This is a genomic window from Sphingomonas soli NBRC 100801 (genome assembly GCF_001591025.1).
GTDB lineage: Bacteria > Pseudomonadota > Alphaproteobacteria > Sphingomonadales > Sphingomonadaceae > Sphingomonas > Sphingomonas soli.
In genome coordinates, this window is the sequence record NZ_BCTZ01000019.1 from 58,747 (window position 1) to 83,740 (window position 24,994).

18 protein-coding genes and 1 tRNA gene are annotated in these 24,994 nt (G+C 66.1%); 9 read left to right on the top strand and 10 right to left on the bottom strand.

Going from position 1 to position 24,994, the window contains the following annotated elements; genetic code table 11:
- Positions 1-2: 2 nt before the first annotated feature.
- The 3 genes from gshB to rsmI all read right to left on the bottom strand — a co-directional run bounded on the left by gshB (position 3) and on the right by rsmI (position 2,257).
- Entirely contained in the window at positions 3-962 is a 960-nt protein-coding gene (gshB, locus tag SSO01S_RS14470; protein ID WP_066800093.1) for a glutathione synthase, read from the bottom strand.
- Positions 963-1,070: 108 nt separating this feature from the next.
- On the bottom strand, positions 1,071-1,424 hold the full coding sequence (locus SSO01S_RS14475; RefSeq protein ID WP_066800095.1) for a YraN family protein: 354 nt from the start codon (positions 1,422-1,424) through the stop codon (positions 1,071-1,073).
- On the bottom strand, positions 1,421-2,257 hold the full coding sequence (gene rsmI / locus SSO01S_RS14480) for a 16S rRNA (cytidine(1402)-2'-O)-methyltransferase (RefSeq protein WP_066800098.1): 837 nt from the start codon (positions 2,255-2,257) through the stop codon (positions 1,421-1,423). The genes SSO01S_RS14475 and rsmI overlap by 4 nt, the downstream gene beginning before the upstream one ends.
- A gap of 56 nt (positions 2,258-2,313) precedes the next feature.
- Here rsmI and SSO01S_RS14485 point away from each other — a divergent pair, with 56 nt between their 5' ends.
- Complete coding sequence (locus tag SSO01S_RS14485) at positions 2,314-3,474, top strand: penicillin-binding protein activator (protein WP_245646800.1); 1,161 nt, start codon at positions 2,314-2,316, stop codon at positions 3,472-3,474.
- Here the strand turns inward: SSO01S_RS14485 and hemW are convergent.
- Positions 3,471-4,601, bottom strand: coding sequence for a radical SAM family heme chaperone HemW (gene hemW, locus SSO01S_RS14490; RefSeq protein ID WP_066800104.1), 1,131 nt, complete (start codon positions 4,599-4,601; stop codon positions 3,471-3,473). The two genes, SSO01S_RS14485 and hemW, sit on opposite strands and share 4 nt — an antisense overlap.
- A 15-nt stretch (positions 4,602-4,616) precedes the next feature.
- A tRNA-Gly gene (locus SSO01S_RS14495) sits at positions 4,617-4,690 on the bottom strand.
- A 318-nt stretch (positions 4,691-5,008) separates the two neighbouring features.
- Between SSO01S_RS14495 and SSO01S_RS14500 the strand changes: the two genes are divergently transcribed.
- The 3 genes from SSO01S_RS14500 (at position 5,009) to SSO01S_RS17805 (ending at position 9,989) form a co-directional block, all read left to right on the top strand.
- Positions 5,009-5,884, top strand: coding sequence for a hypothetical protein (locus SSO01S_RS14500; RefSeq protein ID WP_066800223.1), 876 nt, complete (start codon positions 5,009-5,011; stop codon positions 5,882-5,884).
- A 182-nt stretch (positions 5,885-6,066) separates the two neighbouring features.
- Positions 6,067-7,389 (top strand): tetratricopeptide repeat protein, encoded by a 1,323-nt coding sequence (locus tag SSO01S_RS14505; RefSeq protein ID WP_066800226.1) that lies wholly within the window; start codon positions 6,067-6,069, stop codon positions 7,387-7,389.
- A gap of 14 nt (positions 7,390-7,403) precedes the next feature.
- Positions 7,404-9,989 (top strand): hypothetical protein, encoded by a 2,586-nt coding sequence (locus tag SSO01S_RS17805; protein WP_176573008.1) that lies wholly within the window; start codon positions 7,404-7,406, stop codon positions 9,987-9,989.
- Between the two features lie 90 nt (positions 9,990-10,079).
- Here SSO01S_RS17805 and SSO01S_RS14515 read toward each other — a convergent pair whose 3' ends face one another.
- On the bottom strand, positions 10,080-12,992 hold the full coding sequence (locus tag SSO01S_RS14515; protein WP_169798365.1) for a CHAT domain-containing tetratricopeptide repeat protein: 2,913 nt from the start codon (positions 12,990-12,992) through the stop codon (positions 10,080-10,082).
- Positions 12,993-13,143: 151 nt separating this feature from the next.
- Here SSO01S_RS14515 and SSO01S_RS14520 point away from each other — a divergent pair, with 151 nt between their 5' ends.
- From SSO01S_RS14520 to SSO01S_RS14540, 5 genes are all read left to right on the top strand, one after another.
- The gene (locus SSO01S_RS14520; RefSeq protein ID WP_066800113.1) at positions 13,144-13,827 is read left to right on the top strand and encodes a response regulator transcription factor; all 684 of its coding nucleotides are present in this window, start codon (positions 13,144-13,146) and stop codon (positions 13,825-13,827) included.
- Between the two features lie 2 nt (positions 13,828-13,829).
- On the top strand, positions 13,830-15,173 hold the full coding sequence (locus SSO01S_RS14525) for a sensor histidine kinase (protein ID WP_066800116.1): 1,344 nt from the start codon (positions 13,830-13,832) through the stop codon (positions 15,171-15,173).
- A complete protein-coding gene (locus SSO01S_RS14530; protein ID WP_157073792.1) occupies positions 15,170-15,700 on the top strand; it encodes a hypothetical protein in 531 nt (176 codons plus the stop codon). Before SSO01S_RS14525 ends, SSO01S_RS14530 begins: the two co-directional genes overlap by 4 nt.
- 146 nt (positions 15,701-15,846) lie before the next feature.
- On the top strand, positions 15,847-16,800 hold the full coding sequence (gene trxB, locus SSO01S_RS14535; RefSeq protein ID WP_066800122.1) for a thioredoxin-disulfide reductase: 954 nt from the start codon (positions 15,847-15,849) through the stop codon (positions 16,798-16,800).
- 6 nt (positions 16,801-16,806) lie between these two features.
- Positions 16,807-17,637, top strand: a complete 831-nt coding sequence (locus SSO01S_RS14540; protein ID WP_066800125.1) for a 5'-methylthioadenosine/S-adenosylhomocysteine nucleosidase — start codon at positions 16,807-16,809, stop codon at positions 17,635-17,637.
- A 26-nt stretch (positions 17,638-17,663) separates the two neighbouring features.
- On the opposite strand, the gene SSO01S_RS14545 is transcribed toward SSO01S_RS14540, so the two are convergent.
- The 4 genes from SSO01S_RS14545 to SSO01S_RS14560 form a co-directional block, all read right to left on the bottom strand.
- A complete protein-coding gene (locus SSO01S_RS14545) occupies positions 17,664-18,356 on the bottom strand; it encodes an HAD family hydrolase (RefSeq protein WP_066800129.1) in 693 nt (230 codons plus the stop codon).
- A 195-nt stretch (positions 18,357-18,551) separates the two neighbouring features.
- Complete coding sequence (locus SSO01S_RS14550) at positions 18,552-19,145, bottom strand: outer membrane protein (RefSeq protein WP_066800133.1); 594 nt, start codon at positions 19,143-19,145, stop codon at positions 18,552-18,554.
- A 439-nt stretch (positions 19,146-19,584) separates the two neighbouring features.
- Positions 19,585-20,400, bottom strand: coding sequence for a response regulator (locus SSO01S_RS14555; protein ID WP_066800136.1), 816 nt, complete (start codon positions 20,398-20,400; stop codon positions 19,585-19,587).
- Positions 20,397-24,890, bottom strand: a complete 4,494-nt coding sequence (locus SSO01S_RS14560) for a GAF domain-containing protein (RefSeq protein WP_066800140.1) — start codon at positions 24,888-24,890, stop codon at positions 20,397-20,399. Before SSO01S_RS14560 ends, SSO01S_RS14555 begins: the two co-directional genes overlap by 4 nt.
- Positions 24,891-24,994: the final 104 nt, after the last annotated feature.

Consider the following 24,994-nt stretch of genomic DNA (forward strand, 5'->3'; position numbering starts at 1 on the left):
GATCAGCCTGCCATCGCCGCGACGCGGCGTTCGATCGCTTGCCAGATCACCGCGCCGGTATCGCTGCCGTTGAACTTGTCGATCGCGACGATGCCGGTGGGGGAGGTCACGTTGATCTCGGTCAGCCACTCGCCGCCGATCACGTCGATGCCGACGAACAGCAGCCCGCGCTTCTTGAGTTCGGGGCCGAGCACGTCGCAGATTTCCTGCTCGCGCGCGGTCAGCTCGGTCTTCGCCGCCGATCCGCCGACCGCGAGGTTCGACCGAATTTCGCCGGCGCCCGGAATGCGATTGATCGCGCCTGCAACTTCGCCATCGACCAGCACGATGCGCTTGTCGCCCTCTGCGACGCTCGGCAGGAACGCCTGGATCATGTGGGGCTCGCGCCAGGCCGTGTTGAACACTTCGATCAGCGCTGAGAGATTGGCGCCGTCGCTGCCCACCTTGAAGATCGCCTTGCCGCCATTGCCATGCAGCGGCTTGATGACGACCTCTTTATGTTCGGCGAGGAATGCGCGCGCCTCATCAAGGCTGCGGGTTACCAATGTCGGCGGCATGAACTGCGGATAATCCAGCACGAAAACCTTTTCCGGAGCGTTGCGCACGCTGGCCGGATCGTTGACCACCAAAGTCCTCTCGGCAATCCGATCCAATAGGTGAGTCGCCGTGATATACCCCAGATCAAACGGCGGATCCTGCCGCATCAGCACGACATCGGCCTGCTCGCCCAGATCGAGGCTGACCGGATCGCCGAAACGGAAGTGATCGCCCTCGACGCGCTGCACGGTCACCGGATGAGCCTTGGCCCAGACACGGCGATCGCGGTAATTGAGGTCTTCTGCGGCGTAATGGAACAGCCTGTGTCCGCGCGCCTGCGCCGAGAGCATCAACGCAAAGGTTGAATCGCCCGCGATGTTGATCGCATCCAGCGGGTCCATCTGCACGGCAACGGTAAGCGGCATTCGCATTTCCTTCTACGTCACCCGAGCGAAAGCTGGGCGCCCCTGCGGCCAGAGTTCCCAGCTTTCGCTGGGGTGACGGTTAGTATCTAGGTGATCTATTGAACTAAGTCACCCTATCCAAGCGTTCTCGATATGGCGAGGGAGTGCGCGGGGGGCAATGAGGATCACGTCGACGCGGATATCGTCGCCCGGCCGGGCATAACGCGGCATGAGGAGCTCGGCGGCACGCGCAACGCGCGAGAGGCGGCGCTCATCGATCGCGAAATCGAGATCCGCCTGAGTGGCACGTGTTTTCACTTCAACAAAGGCAACGAGATTGCCCCTGCGAACGATCAGATCGACCTCACCTGCGGCCGTTCGGACGCGGCGATCGAGAATTTTCCAGCCCTTGAGCCACAGCCACCATGCCGCGCGGCGCTCTCCGTCGCGACCGCTCAGCTCGGCGGCGCGGCGGTCTCTCATTCGCCCTTCATCGCCATTGCGCGGGCGTAGAGTTCGCGGCGATCCAGCCCAAGCTTCTTCGCGACTTCGCCCGCCGCCTTGGATGCGGGCAGCCGGGTGAGCGCCTCCGCGAGGGCGGCGTCCGCATCCTCGACGCTGGCGGGTGGTGCTTCGCCGGGTGGGGCGACGACGATGACGATTTCGCCTTTGGGTGGGGCATCCGCATAACGCTCGGCAAGCTGGGTGAGAGTCCCGGTCACGCACTCCTCGAACCGCTTGGTAATTTCGCGCGCCACCGCTGCCTCGCGGTCGCCCAGTCCTTCGGCCAGCGCGGAGAGGCAGGCGGAGAGGCGGGGCCCCGATTCGTAGAGTAGGAGGGTAGCGCGGACGCTCGCGATCTCGGCGATCGATTCGGCGCGGGCCAGTTGTTTGCTCGGCAGGAAGCCCAGGAAGAAGAAGCGGTCCGTCGGCAAGCCTGCCAGCGTGAGCGCGGCGACCGCGGCGCAGGGGCCGGGGATCGTCGTAACGGCATGGCCGGCGGCGCGGGCATCGCGGACCAGCTTGAATCCAGGATCGGAGATGAGCGGGGTCCCCGCGTCGGAGACAAGCGCCACCACCTCGCTACCCATGCGTGCGATCAGCCCCGGGCGGACGGTGTCGGCGTTGTGGTCGTGATAGGGCGTCATCCGCCCCTTTGCGCCGAGGTGGCGAAAAAGGCCCGCTGTCACGCGGCTGTCCTCGACAGCAACCACATCCGCGTTCAAGAGTATTTGCGATGCCCGCGGAGAAAGGTCGCCGAGATTGCCGATAGGCGTAGCGACGATATAGAGGCCGGGCGAAAGTACAGAGTCCATCGAGGAGAGTCATGGCAGACCGCGCAGCAAATCCGCAACGGAAGCTTTCGGGAGTCATGCGCTTTGTAGCGCTGGCGATGGCGGCGGCGCTCGCCGCGTGCTCCACTGGCCCGCGAATCATCCCCGATGCCGAACGTCCGCCCGTCATCGAAGCGCCGCGGCCGGTGGCGCCGCGTCCGATCGCGCCCGGCCTGCCGCAGGATATCGCTCGGCACCGCGTCGCGTTGCTGGTGCCGCTGACCGGGCCGAACGCCGGCGTAGGCACATCGCTGTCGAACGCCACCCAGCTCGCCATCCTCGATACCAAGAGCGACGTGCTGCGCATCACCACCTATGACACGGCGCCGGGTGCCGCCAATGCTGCAAGCCAGGCGATCGCCGATGGCAACACGCTGATCCTCGGGCCGCTGCTGGCGGACGATGCCCGCGAAGTCGCGCCGATCGCGCGCCGCGCGCGCGTTCCGGTGCTCAGCTTCTCGAACGACGCCAGCGTGGCGGGCAATGGCACCTATCTTCTCGGCTATTCGCCTGCGCAATCGATCGAGCGCGTGGTCGAATACGCCAAGACTTCGGGCATCACTCAGTTTGCAGGACTCATTCCGACGGGGCTTTATGGCGAGCGCGCGTCCACCGCGCTGTTGCGCTCGGTCGAGGGGACGGGTGGCAAGGTGCTTGCGATGGAGACGTTCGATAGCCGGCCCGGGTCGATGACCAATGCTGTCACCAAGCTCGGTCGCGTGCCCTATCAGGCGATCCTGATCGCAGGATCGGGCGGCAGCGCCGTGACGGCCGCGCCAGTGATACGCCGTTCGCCGGGCGGCAAGACCGCGCGTATCCTAGGCACGGAATTGTGGAATACCGATTCCGGAATTGGCGGAAATGCAGTGCTCAACGGGGCCTGGTTCGCCAGCGTGCCGGACAATTATTACCGGCAATATGCCACCAAATATCGCGCCCGCTTTGGTGCTGCGCCTTATCGGATGTCGACGCTTGGCTATGACGCGGTGTTGCTAACCATTCGGATTGCGCGCGATTGGCGGCCGGGGGATGCGTTTCCGGAAGGCAGGCTGATGGAGCGCGAAGGATTTGCCGGGCTCGACGGGGCGTTCCGCTTCGGGGGGGACGGCGTAGCCGAGCGCGCGCTGGAAGTGCAGGAGATCCGCGGCGGACAGACGGTGACGGTCTCGACCGCGCCGCAGAATTTCCGCGGGAATTAAGCCAGCACGATCTCGCGCAGGATCGCCTCCAGCACGGGCATGCCCGATTCTGTGACGATCAGGCGCGAGCCATCCCGCACGATCAGGTCGAGTGGGATGAGCCGCGCGAGAGCCCTCTCGTCGATCGGCGCGTCCGGAATGCGATCCAGGTCCACCCCTTCGGTCAGCCGCAAGCCCATCAGCAGCGCTTCGACGCCGCGGTCATGGCGGGACAGGGCGTCCTCGAGCTGCGTGCCATGGCCGTTGCGCCCAATCGCGGCGATCCAGTTTTCGGGCTTTTTGTGGCGGACCGTCGCCATGCCGGTGCGGCGGCCATGTGCGCCAGGGCCGATCCCCGCATAGTCGCCATAGCGCCAATAGGTCAGGTTGTGCCGGCTTTCCGACCCCCGGCGCGCATGATTCGAGACCTCGTAAGGCGGCAGGCCTGCTGCGGTGGTGATCGCGCGGGTCGCCTCGAACAGATCGGCGGCGGCATCGGGATCGAAAGCGGCCAGTTCGCCCTTGTCGAACAGCGTCGCGAAGCGCGTGCCGGGCTCGATGGTCAGCTGATAAAGCGAGAGATGCTCGGTGCCGAAAGCGAGCGCGCGGGCGAGTTCGGCCTCCCACTGGGCCTGTGTCTGCTCGGGACGCGCATAGATGAGGTCGAAGCTTACCCGCGCGAAGTGCTTCTGCGCGGTCTCTAGCGCCCCCAGCCCCTCGTTTACGTCATGCGCGCGGCCCAGGAAGCGCAGCGCCGCATCGTCCAGCGCCTGCAATCCCAGAGAGACGCGATTCACGCCCGCCGCCGCCAGATCGGCAAACCGCGCGGCCTCCACCGATGAGGGGTTGGCTTCCAGCGTGATCTCGACGCCGGGCTCGAATCCCCAGGCGCGTTCGGCAGCATCGATCACCGCGGCCACCGTTTCGGGCGGCATCAGCGAGGGCGTGCCGCCGCCGAAGAAGATCGAACCCAATTTCCGTCCCGGCAACAGGGCCGCCTCGTGGGCCAGATCGGCGAGCATCGCGGCCCGCCACGCTTCCTGGTCCACACTCTCGCGGACATGACTGTTAAAGTCGCAATAGGGGCATTTGGACACGCAGAACGGCCAGTGCACATAGAGCGCGAGCGGAGGTGTCTCGGTTGCCATGATCGCGTGGGGGCCTGGAGCGGGTAACGGGAATCGAACCCGTGTATTCAGCTTGGAAGGCTGCTGCACTACCATTGTGCTATACCCGCTTAAAGCCATGAACTCAGTGCTTTAGCGTGATCCCTGTCATGATTTTGCGGATGGTATCGCAAAATGCCCGGCAGCGATGCGACTGCCCAGTGCCACAAGCACCCGAAGCTGGTCAACACGGAGCATCCCGCTGCGGGCCGAATTGGGCGGCCGTTGGTGCAAGTTGCGTCCTGGGGCCTTCTCCGCCGGGGCGAAGCGGAAATCCCGACAGCTTTTATTACCATTCTAACAAAGCTTGTAACTGGAGGTTGGTGGCCCGCGCGCTCAGTTTCGCGAGGCAGGTTGAAGCCTGCTTCATCGAAACGAGGGGAATCGCGATGAACACCCGTAATTTCATCAAGGCTATCTGCGTCGTCGCGCTGGCCGGTGTGGCAACGCCCGCGATCGCGCGCGACAAGGACAAGCAGGTCGAACTCACCAAGTGTGAAGTCTCGGCGGGGAGCATCGCGATCACCGAAGGGGACCAGCAGGGCTGGACTCAGTTCAAGCTATCCAGCCCGCGCGGCATGCTGGGCAAGCTGATCGAGGAATCGGGATGCTTCACGCTGCACAATCCGGCGAGCGGCAAACCCGCCGACTTCCTGATGAGCGCGATCGCGGGATCCAAGGAGGAAGTTGACCAATCGGTGAATATGGCGAAGGGCGCGCTGACCGAAGGCCTGGTCCGTTCGGGCGCGGCTGGCCAGATCCTGACGAAGGTGCCGATGGGGGGCGCGGTGTTCCGCGCGCTCGGCGGCCTGGGTGGCAAGAAGAAGACCGTCTTTGCCGGACTTCGCATCATGAGCCCCGCTACGGGACAGACGCTGATCGCCGGAACGGGCGAATCGAAGAAGTCCTTTATCAAGATCGATACCGGCGGCTATGCCGGCGGGGGCGACCTGGGAGGCTATGCCTCCTCCCCAGACGGCAAGATGCTCACCGGCGCATTTATCGAGGCGTATAACGGGCTAGTTGGGCAGCGCGAGGTGCTCGCCGCGTCGCGCCCGGCGCCCGCTGCGGCGGCGGTCGCGAACTATACGGTTGCCGTCGATACCAAGCTCTGGCCGTCGCCTGCGGCAACCGGCGATCCGGTGCGCGCGCTTCGCGCCACCACCACCCTGACGCCCACCGGCGCCCCGCGCCAGGGCCTCTTCGTCGAGGTTACTGACGGATACGGCACAAAGGGATGGGTATCGGTCGAAGACCTGCGCTGACAGCCCGTGCGCAGGGAACGGGGGGCGTCGTCCGGCAGCGGACGGCGCCCCTTTCCCGTTGCGGGGAGGGAACGTCCGGGCATTCCTAACGTGCTTTGTCATGGAGTTGGCATTGCTTGTCATTGGGCAGTTCTGCGGCGTGGCCGCATCCTCTCCGCGCCTGATCCAATGAGGGGATGACGATGCTGCGGGGAAACTGGTGCGCGTTTACCGCAATGCTGCTGGCCTCGGCCGCGCCGGTTGCGACGCCGGCATGGGCGCAGGCCGATCCGGTTGCGGAGGCATCTGCGCTGCAGGCCAAAGGCAGGGCGGAGGAAGCCTATCGCCTGCTCAAGCCGCTGGAAGACCAGCGCGCTGGAGATCCGGCGTTCGACTATGCGCTTGGTGTCGCCGCAATTGACACCAACAGGATCGGCGAAGCGCTGATCGCACTCCAGCGCGTGCTGGCGGTCCAGCCCGGTCATGCCCCCGGCCGGGCTGAACTGGCACGCGCATATGCCATGATGGGCGACGTCGATACCGCACGCGCCGAGTTCAACACGGTGGTCGGTGATCCCAGCATCCCCGACCCCGTTCGCCAGCGCTTCACCGGGCTGGTCCGCCAGTTCGACCGGCAGATGGCCGGAGGGGCGGATGAGATCGGCGGCTTCATCGACGCGGAAGGCGGCTGGGACAGCAACGTCAATGCGGCAACCGATGAGACATCGATCATTCTTCCAGCCTTCGCCTTTCTGGGCGCGGCGCGGCTCACCGGCCCCGCGGTGCAGCGCGGCGAGCCCTTCGCGCAGATCCAGGCTGGAGTCTCCGCATCGACTCCGCTGAGCCGCCAGACGCGGCTGTTCGGGTCGGTGCTTGCGAACTGGCGCGACAATCTGCAGTCACGCTTCGTCGATCAGGGATCGTTCACCGGTTCGGCCGGCCTAGCCCATACGCTGGGCAACCGCGACGTGATCTCGGTGGCGGTGCAAGGGCAGGAGTTCCTGCTGGACCGCAAAAGCTATCGCACCAGCCTGGGCTTCATCGCGCGCTACACCATGGCCATGCCTGGTGAGACGGCGCTTTCGTTCAGCGGCGAATATTTCAGGCTGAACTTCGACAATAATCCGTTCGCCGACGCCGATCGCTATGGCGCCAGCATCACCTATGCCGGTCGCCAGATTTTTGCCGGGCTGGGTGGCGGGCGCGAGGAGACGCTCCGCCCGGCGGCGGATCATCTGAGCCATACCTTCCTCAGCGCGCAGGCAGGCGGCGAATTCGCCGTCACGGAGAAGCTGTCCGTGCTCGGCGGCGTGGGTGCGGAATATCGCAAGCATGACGGCATGGACCCGTTGTTCCTGGCGAGCCGCGAAGATCTCCGCATCGATGCGAGCCTCGGCGTCCGCGTGCGGCTGACCGAGCGGCTGAGCCTGCGCCCGCGGGTCACCTACAGCCGCAACGAGAGCAATCTTGCTCTGTACGATTATGATCGCTGGACCGCTTCGGCGGGCCTGCGGCTCGAATTCTGATGGGAGCCCGCACGATGAAGATGTTCTCCAAGATTGCGATGCTCGCGGCGACAAGCGCGATCGCGTTCCAGCCGATCTCCGTGCTGGCGCTGGCGGATGCGACGCTGCTCTTCTCGACTGCGGCTGGCCCCAAGAGCGGCCCGATGCCGGCAGGGGAGCAGCGGATCGGTGCCGGGCTGGTGCAGATTCGGCTGAACGACGGCACGACGGTGAGCATCATGGGTCCGGCGGTGTTCGAGATGGTCGGCGGGCAGCTCAACGTGCGCAGCGGATCGTTCATTGTCCAGTCTGCGCCGCGCAGCTCTACCACGATCATCGCGGGCAACGGCGTGCGTGTCGATTTCCACCAGAACAGCACCGGCAACTTCCAGATCGACGCCAATGGTGGCGTGCGTGGTTTTGCGGGGCCGGGCGAGATCAGAATTACCAGCGGGGGAGGGGCTGCGCGGACGTTCAGCGTGGGCATGGCGTTCAATGCGGACGGAAATGGCGGCAGCAATCAGATCGTCAGCGCAGGCGCGCAGCCCAGCCCGATCCAGACGTTCAACCAGGGTGTGGGCAATGCCGGCCAGTTCGTGGGCAATCCGGGCATCACCAACCCCGGACTGAGCGGTTTCGCCGGCCTGCCGCTGGGGCAGAACCCCGCAGCGGGCGCGGTGCAGAACGCGCTGAACCCCGGCGCGGCGCTGAGCGCCTTCGGCGCGGTGCCCGGCATCGCTTCGCTGGCGAGTCTGATCACCCGCCTGGTCACCTATACGGGCAACGGCCCGCTGCCGCTCACCGATGCCGAGATACAGGCGCTGATCCGGATGCTGGAAACCTATGGCTTCCCGCCCGGGATCGACGCGGCGATGGGCGCGCAGATCGAGAACTGGCTGCGCATCGCGGGGTATAATGTCGGCCATATTCCGGTGAATTCCGCACCGACGCCGACGCCAACGCCAACCCCCACTCCGGCGCCGGCCCCAACGCCAACTCCGACGCCGACGCCTACGCCTACGCCGACCCCGGCTCCCACGCCGACGCCGACACCCACTCCGACCCCAACTCCTACGCCGACCCCAACTCCTACGCCGACACCCACTCCGACTCCCACTCCGCCACCACCGCCGCCGCCTGGCTATGTGATCGACGGGATCCGCACGCCGGAGAGCAACAAGGATCAGGCGATCGCCTATGCGATCCTTACCGAAACGGGTGGCCAGCAGGACGACACCTCGCCCGTCTATGACGCGAACGGGAAGTTCGTCGGCTGGGACATGAATTATCGTGACGGCACGATCTTTCGCCACGGCTTCGCCGGACGCACCGAAGTGGATGGCGGTGGCGACAGGGGCGTGATCGGCTGGGCGCGGCTTGTGGGCGGCACCAAGGCGCTCGGTCTAGCCCGCGGACCCGAAAGCGGCGACCATTTCGTCTGGGGCGTGCTCCCGACCAATGTGCCGACGACGGGGGTTGCCCTGTATGACCTGATCGGCTCGACCCGGCCCACGATGCGCGACGACAGCGTCGCGGCGGGCGTGTTCACCGGGCAGCTCTCGATCGCCTTCCAGGGCCCGGGCCAAGCGATGGGCCTGATGGGTACCGTCACGATCGGCGGCTATACCTATTCGGTGATCTCGCCCGGCGGACTTGCCAAGCCGTTCCTCAACCTCGCGACCGGCCAGATCGACGTGGCCGATGCCGGCCCGGCTTGCACCCGTGGCGACTGCGTGTTTGTCTATCGCGGCTTCCTGGCCGGACCCGGCGGCAGCCATTACGGGCTGGCCTATACGATCCGCGACACGGCTGCGAACGTGTTCAAATGGGTCGACGGGGTCGCCGTGTTCGGCAATCCGAAAACCGGCGTTCCGCTGCCGATCGAGCCCTTGCTGGAAAATGAGCGCGATGGGCAGGTGGTTATCACTTCGGCCCGGATCCCTTTCACCCCGTCATCGGATGTGCGCGCGGCCATCCTGCCGGACGGTGGACTCGATTATTTCGAGCCGACCCTGATCTCGCGCATTCACCACGGCTCCACGAAGATCATGGAAGCCGGCAAGGTGGGCGATATCATCGCCTGGTCGCGCTGGACCGACGGCACCACCACCAACGCGAAGAATTCAAATAACGGCGCCGATGGGGACACCTTCGCCCTGACGGCCGCGCAGAGCATGCATCTGATCTACGGCACGCGCGCCACCAATCTGCCGACCAGCGGCACCGCGACCTATGACATTGTCGGCGGCACCACCGTGCGCGTGGACAATGTGGCCAACGGGGCCACCGGCACCGTGAGCGGGAGCGCTGCAGTGGCTTTCGGCACGACGCTCAAGGTGGGGCTCGACCTGAGCGTAGCGGTCGGCAGCGCGACCTATGCGCTGAGCACGAATGGCGGAATCACCAATCCGGGGAACAGCCAGCTCTCGGTCGGCGCGGCCATGACCTTTAGCGGAACGATCAATTGCGGCGGTTGCTTCGCTGCCAATTCGGGCAACGTGACGGGGTTTCTCGCCGGAAATGGCGCGAGCCATATGGGGCTGACCTTCGGGATCGCGACGGGACGTCTGTCGACCGACCCCTATGTGCGGGGCGCGATCGCCTTCGAGAAGCGCCCTTAGCCGAGTAGATGCCGGCGCAGCCGCGACCCTGTGCTGGCAATCGAAGGGGAGACGCCGCCTGCGGGAGGAGCAGGCGGCGTCTCCTTGCCGTTACGCCCCGATCAGGACGAACGGCGCCCAGACGGCGGGATGTGCCCCGCCGGGGACCTTGCGATCGGCGATAAGCGCCAGCATTGCCTGCCGCAGCGCCTGTGCGCGATCGAGACCGGATGCCGTGCCGCGCACGGTGGCGACGCTGAGCCGCGAGGCTGCATCATCGCGCACCTGCCAGTGCGACAGGAGAAGCGAACGCGTTCCCGCGTAGAGGAACGCGTGCGCAAGGCCGGTGTAGCTGGGGGCCGACTGCGTCGATCCCGCCGCCGTGTTGCAGGCCGAGAGGATCACCCAATCCGCGTTGAGGCGCAGCGCCGCGATCTCGCTGACCGTGAGAAGCCCGTCCTCCCCGACGCTTTCCTCATTCGGCGGGGTCAGCACGAGTGCAGGCTCTTCCAGCCCGTCCACCTGATTGGCGATCAGGCCATGGGTGGCGAAGGCGATCACCGAATATTGCGACATGTCCATCGTCTTGATCCGGGCCTCACTCGCATCCGCACCGGTCACCAGCGTTGAACGCTCGCCCCCCAGCGCCGCGCGCATCTGCGAAAGCTCCGCCATCGCGCCTGGCAGCGGCGGCAGGCCACGAACTGCGCGAACATCGGCGCGGCCGGAACGGAACAGCCCGGCCAGCTCGATCGGCTTTCCGGGCGTGCCGGTAAGCGCCGGCGCGCCGATGCCGGCGAAGGCGGTGGCGCGGCTGATCGGCGTACCGCCCGCGCCGACGCTCGCCATCGAGACAGTGACGTCCAGGCTCATGTCGCGGATAAGCCAGCGTGCGTCCCGCAGCGCCCGGTCGCCCGTGCCGCGCACCGGCTGGGTGACGAGTGCCGCGAAAGGCAGCGAAGCGAGGGCATCGGTCGCCGCGAGGTGTAGTCGAGTGAGGCCGGTCGCGCCGGAGCGGATTTCGGCGGGGAACAGGGCGGCGTACAGCGCATGGCTTGCCGCGAAATCGAAGGGGGGCAGGGTCGTCTCGCCCGAGTTGAGCGCGGTATCGATCGACTGGCGAACCGCCGTAACGAGCGGGCGGATCGCGCTGCGCGGCTTTGCGCTGACCGCCACCTTCACGCCGTCTCGCCGGATCAGCATCACGCTGGTTCGCGAGCGGGACGGCATGGCGACGAACAGGCCCTCATCCTTGGCGAGCCGCGATTGCAGCGTCGCCAGCGGCACGATCTCCGGGCGGCTCAGCCGCTCGAAGCCGGGGGCGATAACCTCGATCCGCCCGGTCAATTGCGCGCTCTTCGCCTCGGTCTCCGCGATAGAGGCGTCCGAACGGCGCGCGCCTTCCACGTCGCCGCGTGCGAGCAGCCCGGCCTTTTGCCGATTGAGGACGCGCAACGTTCGGCCTGCATCCTGGAGATCGCGGACCAACGCAGCGGCTTCGCTGCTGCGGCCCGCCGCGGTGCGCATCGCCACCTGCTGGCTGGCGAGCACATTCACGTCATAGGAAGCGAGCTGATGATAGCGGAAGGCATCGCCGGGGTGCCCGGCCTGGATCGCGGCTTCGGCGGCGCGGGCGAAAGTCTCGTAATAGCTGTTCGATGCGCCGAGCGCCGGATCCTGGGCGATGGCGAACATCTTGGGCGCCATCTTGTCCGCAGCGGCGGCAACGCGCGCATATCCCTGTTGGCGCAGCCCGTTCGCGATCTCCAGACCGCCTAGATACACGTCTGCGCCGAGCCTGCGCGGGCTCTCCGCATCCTCGCGCTTGGCGAAGATGGCCGCCGTTTCCTGCATCAGCTCAAGCGCGCGCTTGAGCTGGCCGGAGCGTTCGAGATGGATCGCGAGGACGAAGGCCACCTGCGCGCGAATCGCATGATCTGGCGGCATCTTCTTTGCCGCGAACGCATAGCCGTCCTCGGCGATGGCGATCGCCTCCGCCTCGCGCCCGCCTTCGCCAGCATAGTTGGAAGCGGTGATCAGCGCACGCACCGTGTCTGGCGCGCGCTCCTCGCGCTTCTTGGGGATCGAGCGCATCGTGAGTTCGCGCGCTTCGTCGAACCGGCCCAGCCGGGCCATGCTGACGGCCAGGTTGCCGATCGCATCAAGGGTGAGAGGGTTTTCCTCGCCCATACTCGCCGCCAGCTCATCCACCGCCTGGCGCGTGACTTCTATGGCTTCCGCGGAACGCCCTGCGCCGGTGAGCGTCTTGCCGAGCACGCCGCGCACGAAGCCCGCATAGGGATGCTTGGGATGATGGGTGTTGACCAGCTCAACAGCCTTTTGCGCGAACTCGATCGCGGTGAGGACCCGGCCCGAGGATTCGACGATTCCGGCCGCGGTTGCCAGCGTGAGGAAGAGATCGGGATTATCGGGCTTCATCGTCGCGAGCCGCATGCGCGTGCCGAGTTCGATGCTGTCCGCCGCCTCCAGGGGCTGGCCGAACTCATAGAGCGCGTAACCAAGATTGTAATAGTTGATCGCGAGCCGCGTATCGTCTGGCCCGTGCAGCTTGACGCGCATCGCCAGCGCCTTGCGCTGAAGCTCCACGTCACTTGCCGGACGCCCCTGCGCAGTGTGCATCGTCCCGAGATTGGAGAGCGTTTCCGACATCATGTCGCCCTCGCCCAGCCCCGCCGCCGCCAGCAGATCGCGCGCTGCCTCAAGCTCCTTTTGCGCCAGATCGGGCTTGCCGCGATAATAAAGCGTGTCGCCGATCCGGTTGTGCGCGAGGGCGATGGTTTCGGGATCGGGCTTCGGGCGAGCCTGTTGCGTGGCGATCACCTTGCGCCACGCTACCTCCGCCTCGGCGGGCTTTCCGCTGGTGTCGATCGCCTCGGCCGCCTTGCGCGCATCTGCCGCAGGATCCTGTGCGGCGCTCTCAAGCGGCCAGGCGGATACCGCCGAAACCGAACCATAGCCAATGCCGGCCAGCAAACCGATCACCGCAAATGCTACGCCACGCACCCTCATCGTTTTCCCCCACACGAATGACGGGGCATGCGCGACCAACGCCCCATAGGTCATTGGTAGGCCGCTCAGGCATGTCCCGCAACGTTTGCGGAAGTAACAGGCTTTTTCACTGCATCCCGGCCATGCTTTGGGCTAGCGTGCAGGCATGACGGGTCTCGATATTCTCTATGTGGAAGACGATGCGCGGCTGGCCGAAGAGGTCGCGCGGCTGATGGCGGACGATGGGCACCGCCTGTCCTGGACCGATCGCGGCGAGGAAGGGCTGAAGCGTGCGGCAAGCGCCGCGTTCGACGTGGTCATCCTCGACCGGATGCTTCCCGACCTTTCCGGGATCGAAATCGTCCGCCGTCTGCGCGAGGCGGGGGTGGCGGCGCCGGTGCTGATGCTCTCTGCGCTTGGCCGGGCCGAGAACCGGACCGAGGGGCTGGATGCAGGGGTCGACGATTATATGGCCAAGCCGTTCGATCCGCCCGAGCTCAGCGCGCGGGTGCGTGCGCTCCATCGCCGCGCCGCGGGCCTTGCCCACAGCGCGGTGATCCTGTTCGGCGACTTGGAATGCCATGTGAAGGCGCGCACCGCTCATCGCGGCGGGAGGCACATCCCGCTGAGCCCCAAGGAGTTCACGCTTTTCCGCTATTTCATGGAAAATGCCGGTGAAGTAGTCACGCGCGAGATGCTGTTGCGCAATGTCTGGAACCTCTCCTTCGATCCGCAAACCAATGTGATCGACGTCAATGTGGGGCGGTTGCGGCGAAAGCTGGAAGAAGGGTTCGACACGCCGGTGCTCGAGACGATCTGGGGGACGGGGTATCGCTTGGTCGCAGGCTGACCGTGGCTGACGCAGGCCAGCGCTCGCTGACGACGCCGCTGATCCTTGCGGTGGCGGCGATCTCGCTCGCCGCGACGGCGCTGCTGTACGCGGTCACGATGGGGGTGATCCGCAGCGAAACGGAGATCGGGCTGCGCGCGACGGTGGATACCGACGTGGCCGCGCTGGCCGATATCTATGCGACCGGCGGGCGCGAGGAACTGATCGCGCGCATGCGGGACCGGCTGACGATGCGGACCAGCGGGGCAGACCAGCCCCATTATCTACTCGCGGATCAGAGCGGGAGCCCGATCGCCGGCGATATTGCGCGCTGGCCGATGCTGTCGGCGGAGAACAGCCAGGCCGATTTCGTGACGCTGGAGAATGGCGCGCCGGTGTTTGCCCGGGCGACGCAGCTTGCGCCCGATCTGCGGCTGGTGGCGGCGCGCGAATATGGCGGGCGGAGCGCGTTGCTTGCGCATGTCCGCACCGCCTTCCTGATCGCGGGGGCTGGCGTGCTGGCGGCGGCGCTGCTGCTCGGATGGTTTGCGGCGGCGCGGCTGCGGCGGCGCGTGGACGGGCTGAACACCGGGTTGCGGGCGATCGAAGCGGGGAATCTGCAGCACCGGCTCGCCAGCGGGGCGGGGCGCGACGAACTGGCAGAGCTTGCCGCGCATGTCGACGAGCTTGTCGCGCGGCTGGCGGCGGTGGTGCAGGCGCAGCGCAACGTGACCGATCAGGTGGCGCACGAGATTCGCACGCCGCTGATGCATCTGGACACCAACCTGCTGCGTCTGATCGAGCGCAGCGCCGATCCCCTGCTGACCGCGTCGCTGGGCCAGGTGCGGCAGGACGCCCGGCGCATCGCCGAGCTGCTCGATTCGCTGCTGGATATCGCCGCGAGCGAGGCCGGACGGGGCGACCGGCGCGGGTTCGAAACCGTCGACCTCTCCGAAATCGGCGAGAGCATTGCCGACCTCTATGCCGACAGCGCCGCAGATCTGGGCATCGACCTGCGGACCGAGATCGTGCCGCGCGTGACGCTGCCCGGCGATCGCATGCAATTGAGCCGGGTGCTTTCGAACCTGCTCGACAATGCCTTCAAATATGCTGGCGCCAACGCGCAGGTGACGCTGAGCATCGAGCCGGGGCCGCGCATCACGGTGCGCGACACCGGACCGGGCGTTCCCGAAGCATTTCGCGAGCGTATCTTCGATCGCTTCGAGCGCGGTGGCGAAGCTGGCGAGGGGCACGGGCTGGGGCTATCGCTGGTACGCGCGATCGCGGCGCGCCACGGGCTTAGGATATCTTGTCGGGATGCTGATCCCGGCGCTGCGTTCGTCCTGGAACCGGAAGCAAAGCAATGATGCTGCTTCTCGCTCTGCTCGCGCCATGGGCTATGGTGGAAACCCCTACCGACACCGCCTCTGCCGCAGTGGCGCGCGGGATCGCTGCGGAAAGCGCGGGCGACGGACGCGGCATGCTTGCCGCCGCGCGCAGCCTGGAAGCACTTGGTGCCAAACCGCGCGCGGGCGAAGAGGATCTCGCGGCCTATTGGCGCAAGCGGGCATTGGCGCGCGGGGTACGCGACAAGGCGCCACCCGTGCGAGGCCGCGCGCTTGGCCCAGCCTATAGCAAGGGCGTGCTCGCGCCGGGTGCCGTGCTATCCACCGAACAGGTCTTCCTAGCGGGACAGAAAGCGGAGGTTGCGCTGGTCCCGCAGACCGGGCGCAGCCTCACCATCCGCATCGCCGCCGAGGACAAGCAAATCTGCGAGCGCACGACGAATGCGCGCGTGAAGTGCGACTGGGTCCCCACCTTTACCCGGCGCGTTCAGATCCGGGTGGCCAATCAGGGAAGCGCGGCGGCGGTATATTATCTGGTCAGCAACTGACCGGCATCCGGGGGCTTCGGGCGTCGGCAACGTATCGATGCGCGAACGGTGAACACAGGCGGCTGAGCGATTTGCTAAAGCCTCTAGCCGGGCTAAGGCTCCGCACCCACATTCCTCGCGTACTTTCACGCCAGCCAGAGATTCTCATGCGTCACGTCCAATTGCTTATCCTCGGTTCCGGCCCCGCCGGTTACACGGCCGCCGTCTATGCAGCGCGCGCCAATCTGAAGCCGGTGCTGATCGCGGGTATCGCGCATGGCGGCCAGCTGATGACGACGACCGATGTCGATAACTGGCCGGCGGACGCGATGGGGGTGCAGGGGCCGGAGCTGATGCAGCGCTTCCAGCAGCATGCCGAGCGCTTCGGCACCGAGATGATCTATGACCATATCCACACGGCCAAGCTCGACACCCGCCCGTTCACGCTGATCGGCGATGCGGATACCTATACCTGCGACGTGCTGATCATCTGCACGGGCGCTTCGGCGCAATATCTGGGGCTCGAGTCCGAGCAGGCGTTCATGGGCAAGGGCGTTTCGGCCTGCGCGACCTGCGACGGATTCTTCTATCGCAACAAGCCCGTTGCAGTGGTGGGCGGCGGCAACACCGCGCTGGAAGAGGCGCTGTACCTGTCCAACATCGCCAGCCACGTGACGATGGTCCATCGTCGCGACAAGTTCCGTGGCGAGAAGATCCTGCAGGACAAGGTCGCCGAGAAGGTGAAGGCGGGCAAGATCACGGTGCGCTGGAACACCACGCTGGATGAAGTGCTGGGCGATGCCAGCGGCGTGACCGGCGTGCGGCTGAAGAGCGTTGAGACCGGCGCGACCGACGATGTGGAACTGCACGGCGTGTTCATCGCGATCGGGCACAAGCCCAATACCGAGCTGTTCGAAGGGCAGCTCGAGATGGACCATGGCTATATCGTCACGCATGGCGGCCGCGGCCATCAGCAGACGGAGACGAGCGTGACGGGTGTGTTCGCGGCAGGCGACGTGCAGGACCAGATCTATCGCCAGGCCGTGACGAGCGCGGCGACGGGATGCCAGGCGGCGCTCGATGCCGAGCGCTATCTCGACGGCCTGGACCCGATGGCCTGACAAGGCGTGCGCACTGCGATCCTGACGGCGTTCCCGCCCGAATGGGATGCGCTGGCGCACCGCCTTTCCGAACCCGAGACGCTGGCGATCAACGGCACGCCGCTTGTGCTGGGCACGCTGGCCGGCAAGCCGGTGGCGCTGATGCTGAGCGGCATTTCGATGGTGAATGCCGCGATGAACACGCAGGCGCTGATCGAGCGGCATGCCATATGTCGGATCGTGTTTTCCGGAATAGCCGGCGGGATCGACTCCGCACTGCGGCTGGGCGATGTCAGCGTGCCGGAGCGCTGGGGGCAGAATATGGAGTTCGCGTTCGCGCGCGAAATTCCGGGAGGCTTCGCTCCGCCGATTGGTATTCCGGGTGGCACCGATCTGCCCGCCTTCGGTGCGATGTTCCCGCGCGACGTGCTGATCGGCCGGGCGGACGAGCCGGTGACGGAGCGGCGCTGGTTCCCGGCGGATCCCGACCTGCTCGCCATCGCTGCCAGCATCGATGTGCCGCTGGAGCGCTGCCTCCCCGGCGACCCTTCGCACTGCCTGGACCACACGCCGCGCATCGTGCCCGGCGGCACGGGGATGAGCGGATCGTCGTTCGTCGATAACGCTGCCTATCGCGACTATCTTGCGGCGACCTTTGCGGCGACGGTGGTCGATATGGAGAGCGCGGCGGTGGCGCAGGTGGCCTGGGCCAATCGCGTGCCTTTCGTGGCGTATCGCAGCGTATCCGATCTGGCGGGCGGCGATGCCGGGCAGAACCAGATGCTGACCTTCATGGGATTGGCGGCGAGCAACGCGGCGGCGGTGGTGTGCGCGTTCGTTGAAGCGCTGCCGGATTAGCGAATTGCGCGTCGCGATCGCGTGGCTCAGCCGATCTGATCGATCCAGCCGGGCAGTTCGGCAAGCGATGCGATGCAGCGGAAGCGAGGATGCTCGGGCGCGTCGGTGGCTTCGTGCGACCAGACCAGATCATGCGGGACGAACGCTGCCCATGCTCCGGCGGAAAGCGCCGGCAGCACATCCGATCGCATCGAATCGCCTGCCATCACCGCCTGCTCCGGCGATACGCCGTGCGCGGCGAAGATCCGGGTGAAGGTCTCCGGCTTCTTGTCGCTGACGATCTCGATCCCCGAGAAACGATCGCCAAGGCCAGACGCCGCAAGCTTGCTTTCCTGGTGCAGCAGATCGCCCTTGGTGACGAGCACGATGGGCGCGCGCTCGGCCAGCGCCTCCAGTGTCTCCTCGATGCCGGGCAGCAACTCGACCGGATGCGCGAGCAATTGGCGCCCGGCGGCAAGAATTTCGGGGATGGCATCGGGCGGGAGTGCATCGCCACAAATCTCGATCGCGGCTTCGATCATCGAAAGCGTGAAGCCCTTTGCGCCATAGCCATAGACGGGAAGATTGCGCGTCTCGATCGCGTTCAGGCGGTCGCGCACCGCCGGACCTTCGGCAAAGGGCGCGAGCATGCGCTCAAGCGCTTTCTCGGCCAATTCGAAATGGCGCATATTGTGCCAGAGCGTGTCATCGGCATCGAGGCAGATCAATCGTATCGGCATGGTCCGGGTCTTACTCCACGCGACGCCAAAGGCCAGTCGGCTCTCAGGCCGTAGCGGACCAGACGCTGAGCATGATCGCCAGGGGGAAGGCAGCCAGAACGATGGTCAGGAAGTTCCTGAGCATGCGGTTTCTCCGAATAGGGGAGAGGGGCGGCGTCACATGACGCCGCCCCCGCGGGATTCCGAGCGAAAGGCTCAGAAGCGGTAGCCGACGCCGACCAGCGCCTGATGGCGGGACACGTCATTGCCATAGTCGGTGTAGCGATATTCGGCCTTGGCGTAGATCTTGTCGGTGAGCATGTGCTCGACGCCCGCGCCGATGCGCCAGCCATCCTCGTTCGAGCGCACGTCGGTCTTGGTCGTGCCGGTGGTGCCGACGATCGTGGCGCGGGCGCGGTACTGGCTGTTGGTCCAGCCGCCCTTGGCATAGAGGAAGGTCTTGTCGCCGACCTTCGCACCTGCGCGGAGCGACAGGCCAAGATCGCGGCCGGTGGTGATCCGGTAGGCGCCCGCACCCGAGGTGTAGCGATTGTCGCCCGAGACGAGGAAGCCTGCATCTGCCTCTACGCCGACACGGAAGCGCTCGCCCAGCGCCACATCATAGCCGATCGCGCCGCCGACGCGAACGCCGTCTAGCTTGTTCGGGGTGGCGGGCACGCCATCATCCGCGTTGGACGAATCATAGCCGGCATTCACTTCGACGCGGGGGCCGGTGAAGTCTTGGGCAGCAGCCTGTTGTGCGAACGAAAGTGCCGAGACGCTGGCGAGAAGGAAAAGAACGGTACGCATAATCTGTATCCCTGAATCTTCCCGGTCGATGCCGGGGTTGGTCGGCGGCCGAAGTGGCCGTCTGCCGCTGACTTATGCGGCAAAATGCGACAAGGAACGCGCCCCGCGACCGGAGCGACGAAGCTGCGTCGGGACTGTTTCGCAGCCGAGACGAAGCGACAAATCTGTGAAGGGCGGCACGGGCTAAAGCCGAAACGGCCACCCGGACGGAGGGGCCGGGTGGCCGCTATATGGCGCAGTCTTCTAGGGGGCGACTGGCACCGTGCGCCGCCAAGGCCGGGGGGGATGGCTGGGCGGCGTAGGAGCTTTATGCGCTCCTTCGATTCGAATGTCCGCAGCAGTGCGACTAGGGTGCGACGAAGCTGCTCTATCCTCTGTGGAAGGAGAAGAGGAGAGTGGTTCGCAGCGGAACTGAGCCCGGCATCGCCTGCAAACAACTCTACAGCTTCAGCCGGTGCCGCACGTCGCTCCAGTGGCGGGGACCCACGCGCACCACCGCGCCCGATTTCATCTCCAGCGCCATGTGCCGCCCGATCGCGCTGACACGCTGGACAGAGGCCGGGCGCACGAAGGCGGAGCGGTGGACGCGGATCATATGCTGGGGATCGAGCCCCTCCTCCAGCGCGGCCATGGTGACGCGGATCATATGGCTGCGCTCGGGCGTGTGGAGCAGGGCATAGTCCTTCGCGGCTTCGATCCACTCGATCGTGTCCACCGGCACGCGGATCTGGCCGCGCGTCGTGGGGATCCAGAACTCCTCATGATAATCGCCGCGCAACGGGGGTGCGGCTTCTTCCTCCTCGTCTTCGTCCGAATCCGCCCCGTTGCCGCGCGAAACCATGGCGGGCGTGGCGGCGACGGCGGCCAGGCGGCGAAGCACCGAGCGGATGCGCGCCAGAAGCTCGCGTGGCTCGAACGGCTTCATGATGTAATCGTCGGCGCCAAGCTCCAGGCCCACGACGCGATCGATCACGTCGCGCCGCGCGGTGAGCATGACGATGCCGAGATTATCGTATTTGGCGCGAAGCCGCCGCGCGATGCTGAAGCCGTCCTCTTCGGGCATGGTCACGTCGAGCACGACGAGCGCGGGGACGCGGCGCAGCAGCAACGTGTCGAGATCGGCACCACCCCCGGCCTCGCCCACCTCGACGCCCTGCTCGCGCAGATAGGCGGCGATGGGCTCGCGCAGATCCTCTTCATCATCGACCATGATGATATAGGGGGCGGGGGTCAGTTCGGGGGTCACGCTGGTCATGCAAGGTCCATCTGCTGGAGAAACCGATGCACTGCATCGGGCATGAAGGGCTTTTCGAGAACGGGGCGGTCCATCGCTTCCAGAAAGCGCGCGGCGTTGACGCCGAGCGTGTCGCCGGTGGCGAAGGCCATGCGGCTTTCGAGATCGGGGCGTTGGGCCTTCAGCCAGGCATATAGCTGTGGGCCGTCCATGCCGGGCATGCGCAGATCGCTGACGATCAGATCATAGTCGCCCTGGGCCAGCCGCTTCTGCGCTTCGGTACCGCCCACCGCTACATCGCACGCAAAGCCTTCTATCGAGAGGAAGTCGGCGAGCGATTCGGCGATCTCCTGCTCATCGTCGATGACGAGGGCGCGGCGCACGGGGGGCTCGACCGGGGCGGGAGTGGGAGCTTGCAACTCGGGCGCGCCCTGTGCGGGATCGACCGGCAGGGTCAGGCGGAAATGCGCGCCGCGCTTTGACGGAAGCAGTTCGAGCTTGCCGCCATGCGCTTCGGCCAGCCCCTGCGAGAAGGACAGGCCGACGCCGGTACCCTCGCCCTGCGGCTTGGTGGTGTAGAACGGCTCGAAGATGCGCCGGCGGGCATCGTCGGGCACGCCCGGGCCATTGTCGATTACCTCGACGATCACCGTGCCCGCAGTTTCGCCCTGGGCGGTGCGCAGCGTCAGTTTTCGGTCGGCCTGGCCGGTGTCGGCCATCGCCTGCTGTGCGTTGATCAGCAGATTGATGATGATCTGGTGAAGTTGATCCGAGTCCGCGGAGATGGTCGGCAGGGTGGGCGCAAGCTCGCGGGTCGCCGAAATGCCGTCGGTGCGCAGGCCGTACTCGGCAAGGTCATAGGCCGCCATCGCCACCGCGTTCAGATTGACAGGCTCGCGCTCCGGCCGCTTCTGGCGGGCCATGGCCAGGAACGTCTGGACGATCCGGGCGCAACGATCGGCTGCCTTGCGGATCTTCTGCGCGCGCTCGGCCAGCTCGCCGCCCTGCGACTGGCGCTCCATCATCACCGCCTGGGCGACGACGATCGAGAGCGGATTATTGAGCTCATGGCTGACGCCCGCGAGCAGCGAGCCGAGCGCGGAGAGCTTCTCGGCTTGGTAGAGTGTTTCGCGCGAGCGGGCGAGCGCCGCCTCGGCGCGCTTGCGCTCGGTCAGGTCGAGGGTGAAGCCGCCGGTGCGCGCAACGCCCGCGCCGGTGATCGGGAATATCATCGACAGCACATGACCGTCATCGCCCAGAATTTCGCCGATCTCGATTTCTGCGCTCGCGACTTCGCCCGCCAGCGCCAGCGCTTCCAGCCTTTTGACCTCGGCGGCGATGCGGGCCGGGAAGACCTCGTCCGCAGTGGCGCCCTGAACCTCTTCGCGCGTCCGGCCGACACCGCGCGCGAATTCGGGATTGACGCGCACATAGCGCCCGTCGCCATCCTTTAGGTGCATCGCGACAGGCGCATTTTCGAGAAAGGCGGAAAGCTGCGCCTCACTCTCGGCCAGCCGTTCCTCGGAATGTGCGCGCTCGAGTACAGCGAGGGTGCGATCCGCAAGGTCGCGGACCAGATCGACTTCGCCATCGGTCCAGCGGCGCGGGGTGCTGGATTGTACCGACAAGACCCCGACGATCTGCCCCACCCGCATCATGGGCAAAGTTAGCACGGCATGGATGCTGAGACTGTCGAACAGGGGCTTGTTAGTCTCGTCGAAGCGAGGATCGGTGGCGGTATCATCGACTCGCACCGGCAGCCCGCTGGAATGCGCCGCCGCGAGCTTGTTCCCCAGCACCGAGAGCGGATAGCGCTCATGGGTCGCGTTCAGCGCTCCGTCGCTCCATTCCTGAAGGACGCAGAGTTCCTGGCCGTCCCTGCTGGTCTCGGCGAAATTGGTGCGCATCACGCCCAGATGCTCGCCAAGCGCCGCCAGCGTCTCGCCCAGGATCTCGCGGGCATTGGTGCGGGCGCGGATGCGGTCGCTCCATCCGATCAGGAATGCCTGGTTGCGCTCGCGTTCCTGTAGCGCCGCTTCGGCCTGCGCGCGCTCCAGCGTCACCCAGGCGCGCTCGGCGATATCGCGCATCAGCTGCAATTCGCTGGCCTGCCACTGGCGCGGATTGCGGTCATGCACCGAAAGGATCGAACGCATCTGCCCGTCCTGCACGAGCGGCACGCTGATGAAGGCGCGGATGCTGGTTTCGCGATACCGCTTTGCCGCCGCCTCATTGACGCGGGGATCGCCGATCACATCGTCGTAGCAGACGAGGTCACCGCTCACCCATTCCTTGTCAACCGACGCGCTGATGCTGCCCAGCGTCACCTGGCTGCCGAGATTGCTGTTCACGCCGTTGCGCCATTCGCCCCTGACGGTGAAGACGCGGCCCTCGGCATCGCTTTCGGAATAGGTCGCGCGGGTGATCCCCAGATGCTGGCCGAGCCATTCGAGCGTGGTCGCAATAATCGCCTGCGGGCTGGTCTCGCGGCGAACCTTGTCGCTCCACGCGATCAGGAAGGCCTGGTTGCGCTCGCGCTCCTGCAACGCGGTCTGGACCCGGGCACGCTCCAGCGCGACCCAGGCGCGCTCCGCGATGTCGCGCATCAGCTGAATCTCGCCCTCGCGCCAGATGCGGGGGACGTTCTGCTGGATCGATAGCGCCGATCGCATCGCGCCGCCCTGTACCAGCGGGACAGAGACGAAAGCCGAGATCTGCGCGCCAAGATAGCGCTCGGTCGCCTCGGCCTCCAGCCGCTCGTCGCGAACATCGTCGTAGCGGATGATCTCGCCGACCGTCCAATCGCGGTCGACCGCCGCGCCTACGCTTTCCAGGAAGAAGCTGTTGCCGCGAATGGATGACACCGCATCGTCCCGCCATTCGCCATTGACGGTGAAGCGCCGGCCCGTGGTGTCGCATTCCGCATAGGTCGTGCGGGTCGCACCCAGATGCTGGCCGAGCCATTCGAGCGTTACGGCCATGATCGATTCGGGGCTGGCCTCGCCACGAATCCGATCGCTCCAGTCGATCAGGAAAGCCTGGTGCCGCTCGCGTTCCGCCAACTCGGCCTGGGCGCGGGCGCGCTCCAGCGACACCCAGGTTCGCTCCGCAATGTCGCGCAGAAGCTGGATTTCGCTATCGCGCCAGTGCCTCGCCTCGCGGTGCTGGACCGACAATGCCGATCGCACGCGCCCGTTCTCGATCAGGGGCACGCTAACGAATGCCTGGATTTGCGCTGCGAGATAGGAGGGGACGTAGCCAGCCTCGACCCGGGGATCGGTCGCGACATCGTCATATCGGACGATGGCGCCCGCGACCCATTCGCGTTCTACCGTCGCGCCGACATCATCGAGCGAGAAGCTGGTTCCGGCGATGCTCACCACCTGCGGTTCCCGCCATTCGCCCAGGATCGCGAAGGTCCGTCCGCTTTCGTCGCTCTCCGAATAGGTCGCTCGGGTGATGCCCAGATGGCGGCCCAGCCATTCGAGCGTCTGCGCCATGGTCGCCTGCGGGCTGGCCTCGCCGCGGACGCGATCGCTCCAGTCGATGACGAAAGCCTGGTGCCGCTCGCGTTCCTGCAGTGCGGCCTCGGCGCGGGCGCGGGCGAGCGCCGCCCAGACGCGCTCGGCCAATTCCTCCGCCAACTCGATCTCGTCCTCGGTCCAGTGCCGGGGGACGGTATCGAGCAGCGCGATCATTGCGACCGGGCGGCCTTCCTTGATGATCGGGACGTTGATGCTCGCGCAGACACCCATTGCATCCGCCGCGCGCTGGAGAGGATCGTCGGGCGCGCGTTCGAGAAGCCTATTGTCGGTAACGATCCAGCTATCGGCCGAACGATTGCGTTCGGCGAGCTTTTCGAACGCCTCGATCAGGTTCACGCGCGCCGTGGGCATGGGCTGCTTCACCCCATCGACCGCGCGGAAAATATCCAGCGCTGCGGGATCGCCGTCGCGCGTTTCTCCATAAAGGAAGTGCGGGATGCCCATATGCTCGACCAGCAGCCGGGCGAGCGAGGACAGGATCTCCACAGGCTCGGTCTGATCTCGCGACTGATCGTGAAAGGCGCGGAGCACCGCTTGGCGCCGGTCATGGGCACGCCGCTCGCTCAAGTCGATCTGGATGCCGCACCAGCGCGAGATCGCACCTTCGGCGTCGTGAATCGGCACGGCCTTGCTCAGATAGGGGCGATAGGTTCCGTCCCGCCCGCGCATCCGCAAATGCACTGCTGCGGTCTCGCCCTGGCGGCGCATCCGGTCCCATAGTTCGAGCGCGATGGGCAGATCCTCGGGATGGACGACATCACTGGCGTCGCCGCGCTCGGCCGAGGTCCCGTCGAAGATCTCATGCCATTGCCGGTTCGCCCAGATCAGCTGGCCCTTGTCGTCGCCGACCCAGCAAAGCCCGGGAATATTCTCGGCGAGGTGACGGAACTGCTCCTCGCTCTCGCGCAGGGTCAGTGCGTCAAGCGACTCAAGTCCGGCAAATGGCTCGCCTGTCCGGTCGTGCATCTGGTGGATCCCCTCGGGGACGGGTTGTAGCGCGAAGTCGTTACGCTGCTAATAGGCGCTTTGCTGCACCGGTCGCGGGAGCATGCACTTTCGTCGCACCTTCG

Coding starts and splice junctions, on each gene's coding strand:
- SSO01S_RS14530 (WP_157073792.1), top strand. CDS start 15,170: ATGATGCTGCTTCTCGCTCTGCTCGCGCCATGGGCTATGGTGGAAACC.
- trxB (WP_066800122.1), top strand. CDS start 15,847: ATGCGTCACGTCCAATTGCTTATCCTCGGTTCCGGCCCCGCCGGTTAC.
- SSO01S_RS14520 (WP_066800113.1), top strand. CDS start 13,144: ATGACGGGTCTCGATATTCTCTATGTGGAAGACGATGCGCGGCTGGCC.
- SSO01S_RS14555 (WP_066800136.1), bottom strand. CDS start 20,400: ATGACCAGCGTGACCCCCGAACTGACCCCCGCCCCCTATATCATCATG.
- SSO01S_RS17805 (WP_176573008.1), top strand. CDS start 7,404: ATGAAGATGTTCTCCAAGATTGCGATGCTCGCGGCGACAAGCGCGATC.
- SSO01S_RS14505 (WP_066800226.1), top strand. CDS start 6,067: ATGCTGCGGGGAAACTGGTGCGCGTTTACCGCAATGCTGCTGGCCTCG.
- SSO01S_RS14500 (WP_066800223.1), top strand. CDS start 5,009: ATGAACACCCGTAATTTCATCAAGGCTATCTGCGTCGTCGCGCTGGCC.
- SSO01S_RS14475 (WP_066800095.1), bottom strand. CDS start 1,424: ATGAGAGACCGCCGCGCCGCCGAGCTGAGCGGTCGCGACGGAGAGCGC.
- SSO01S_RS14545 (WP_066800129.1), bottom strand. CDS start 18,356: ATGCCGATACGATTGATCTGCCTCGATGCCGATGACACGCTCTGGCAC.
- SSO01S_RS14550 (WP_066800133.1), bottom strand. CDS start 19,145: ATGCGTACCGTTCTTTTCCTTCTCGCCAGCGTCTCGGCACTTTCGTTC.
- gshB (WP_066800093.1), bottom strand. CDS start 962: ATGCCGCTTACCGTTGCCGTGCAGATGGACCCGCTGGATGCGATCAAC.
- SSO01S_RS14485 (WP_245646800.1), top strand. CDS start 2,314: ATGCGCTTTGTAGCGCTGGCGATGGCGGCGGCGCTCGCCGCGTGCTCC.
- rsmI (WP_066800098.1), bottom strand. CDS start 2,257: ATGGACTCTGTACTTTCGCCCGGCCTCTATATCGTCGCTACGCCTATC.
- hemW (WP_066800104.1), bottom strand. CDS start 4,601: ATGGCAACCGAGACACCTCCGCTCGCGCTCTATGTGCACTGGCCGTTC.
- SSO01S_RS14560 (WP_066800140.1), bottom strand. CDS start 24,890: ATGCACGACCGGACAGGCGAGCCATTTGCCGGACTTGAGTCGCTTGAC.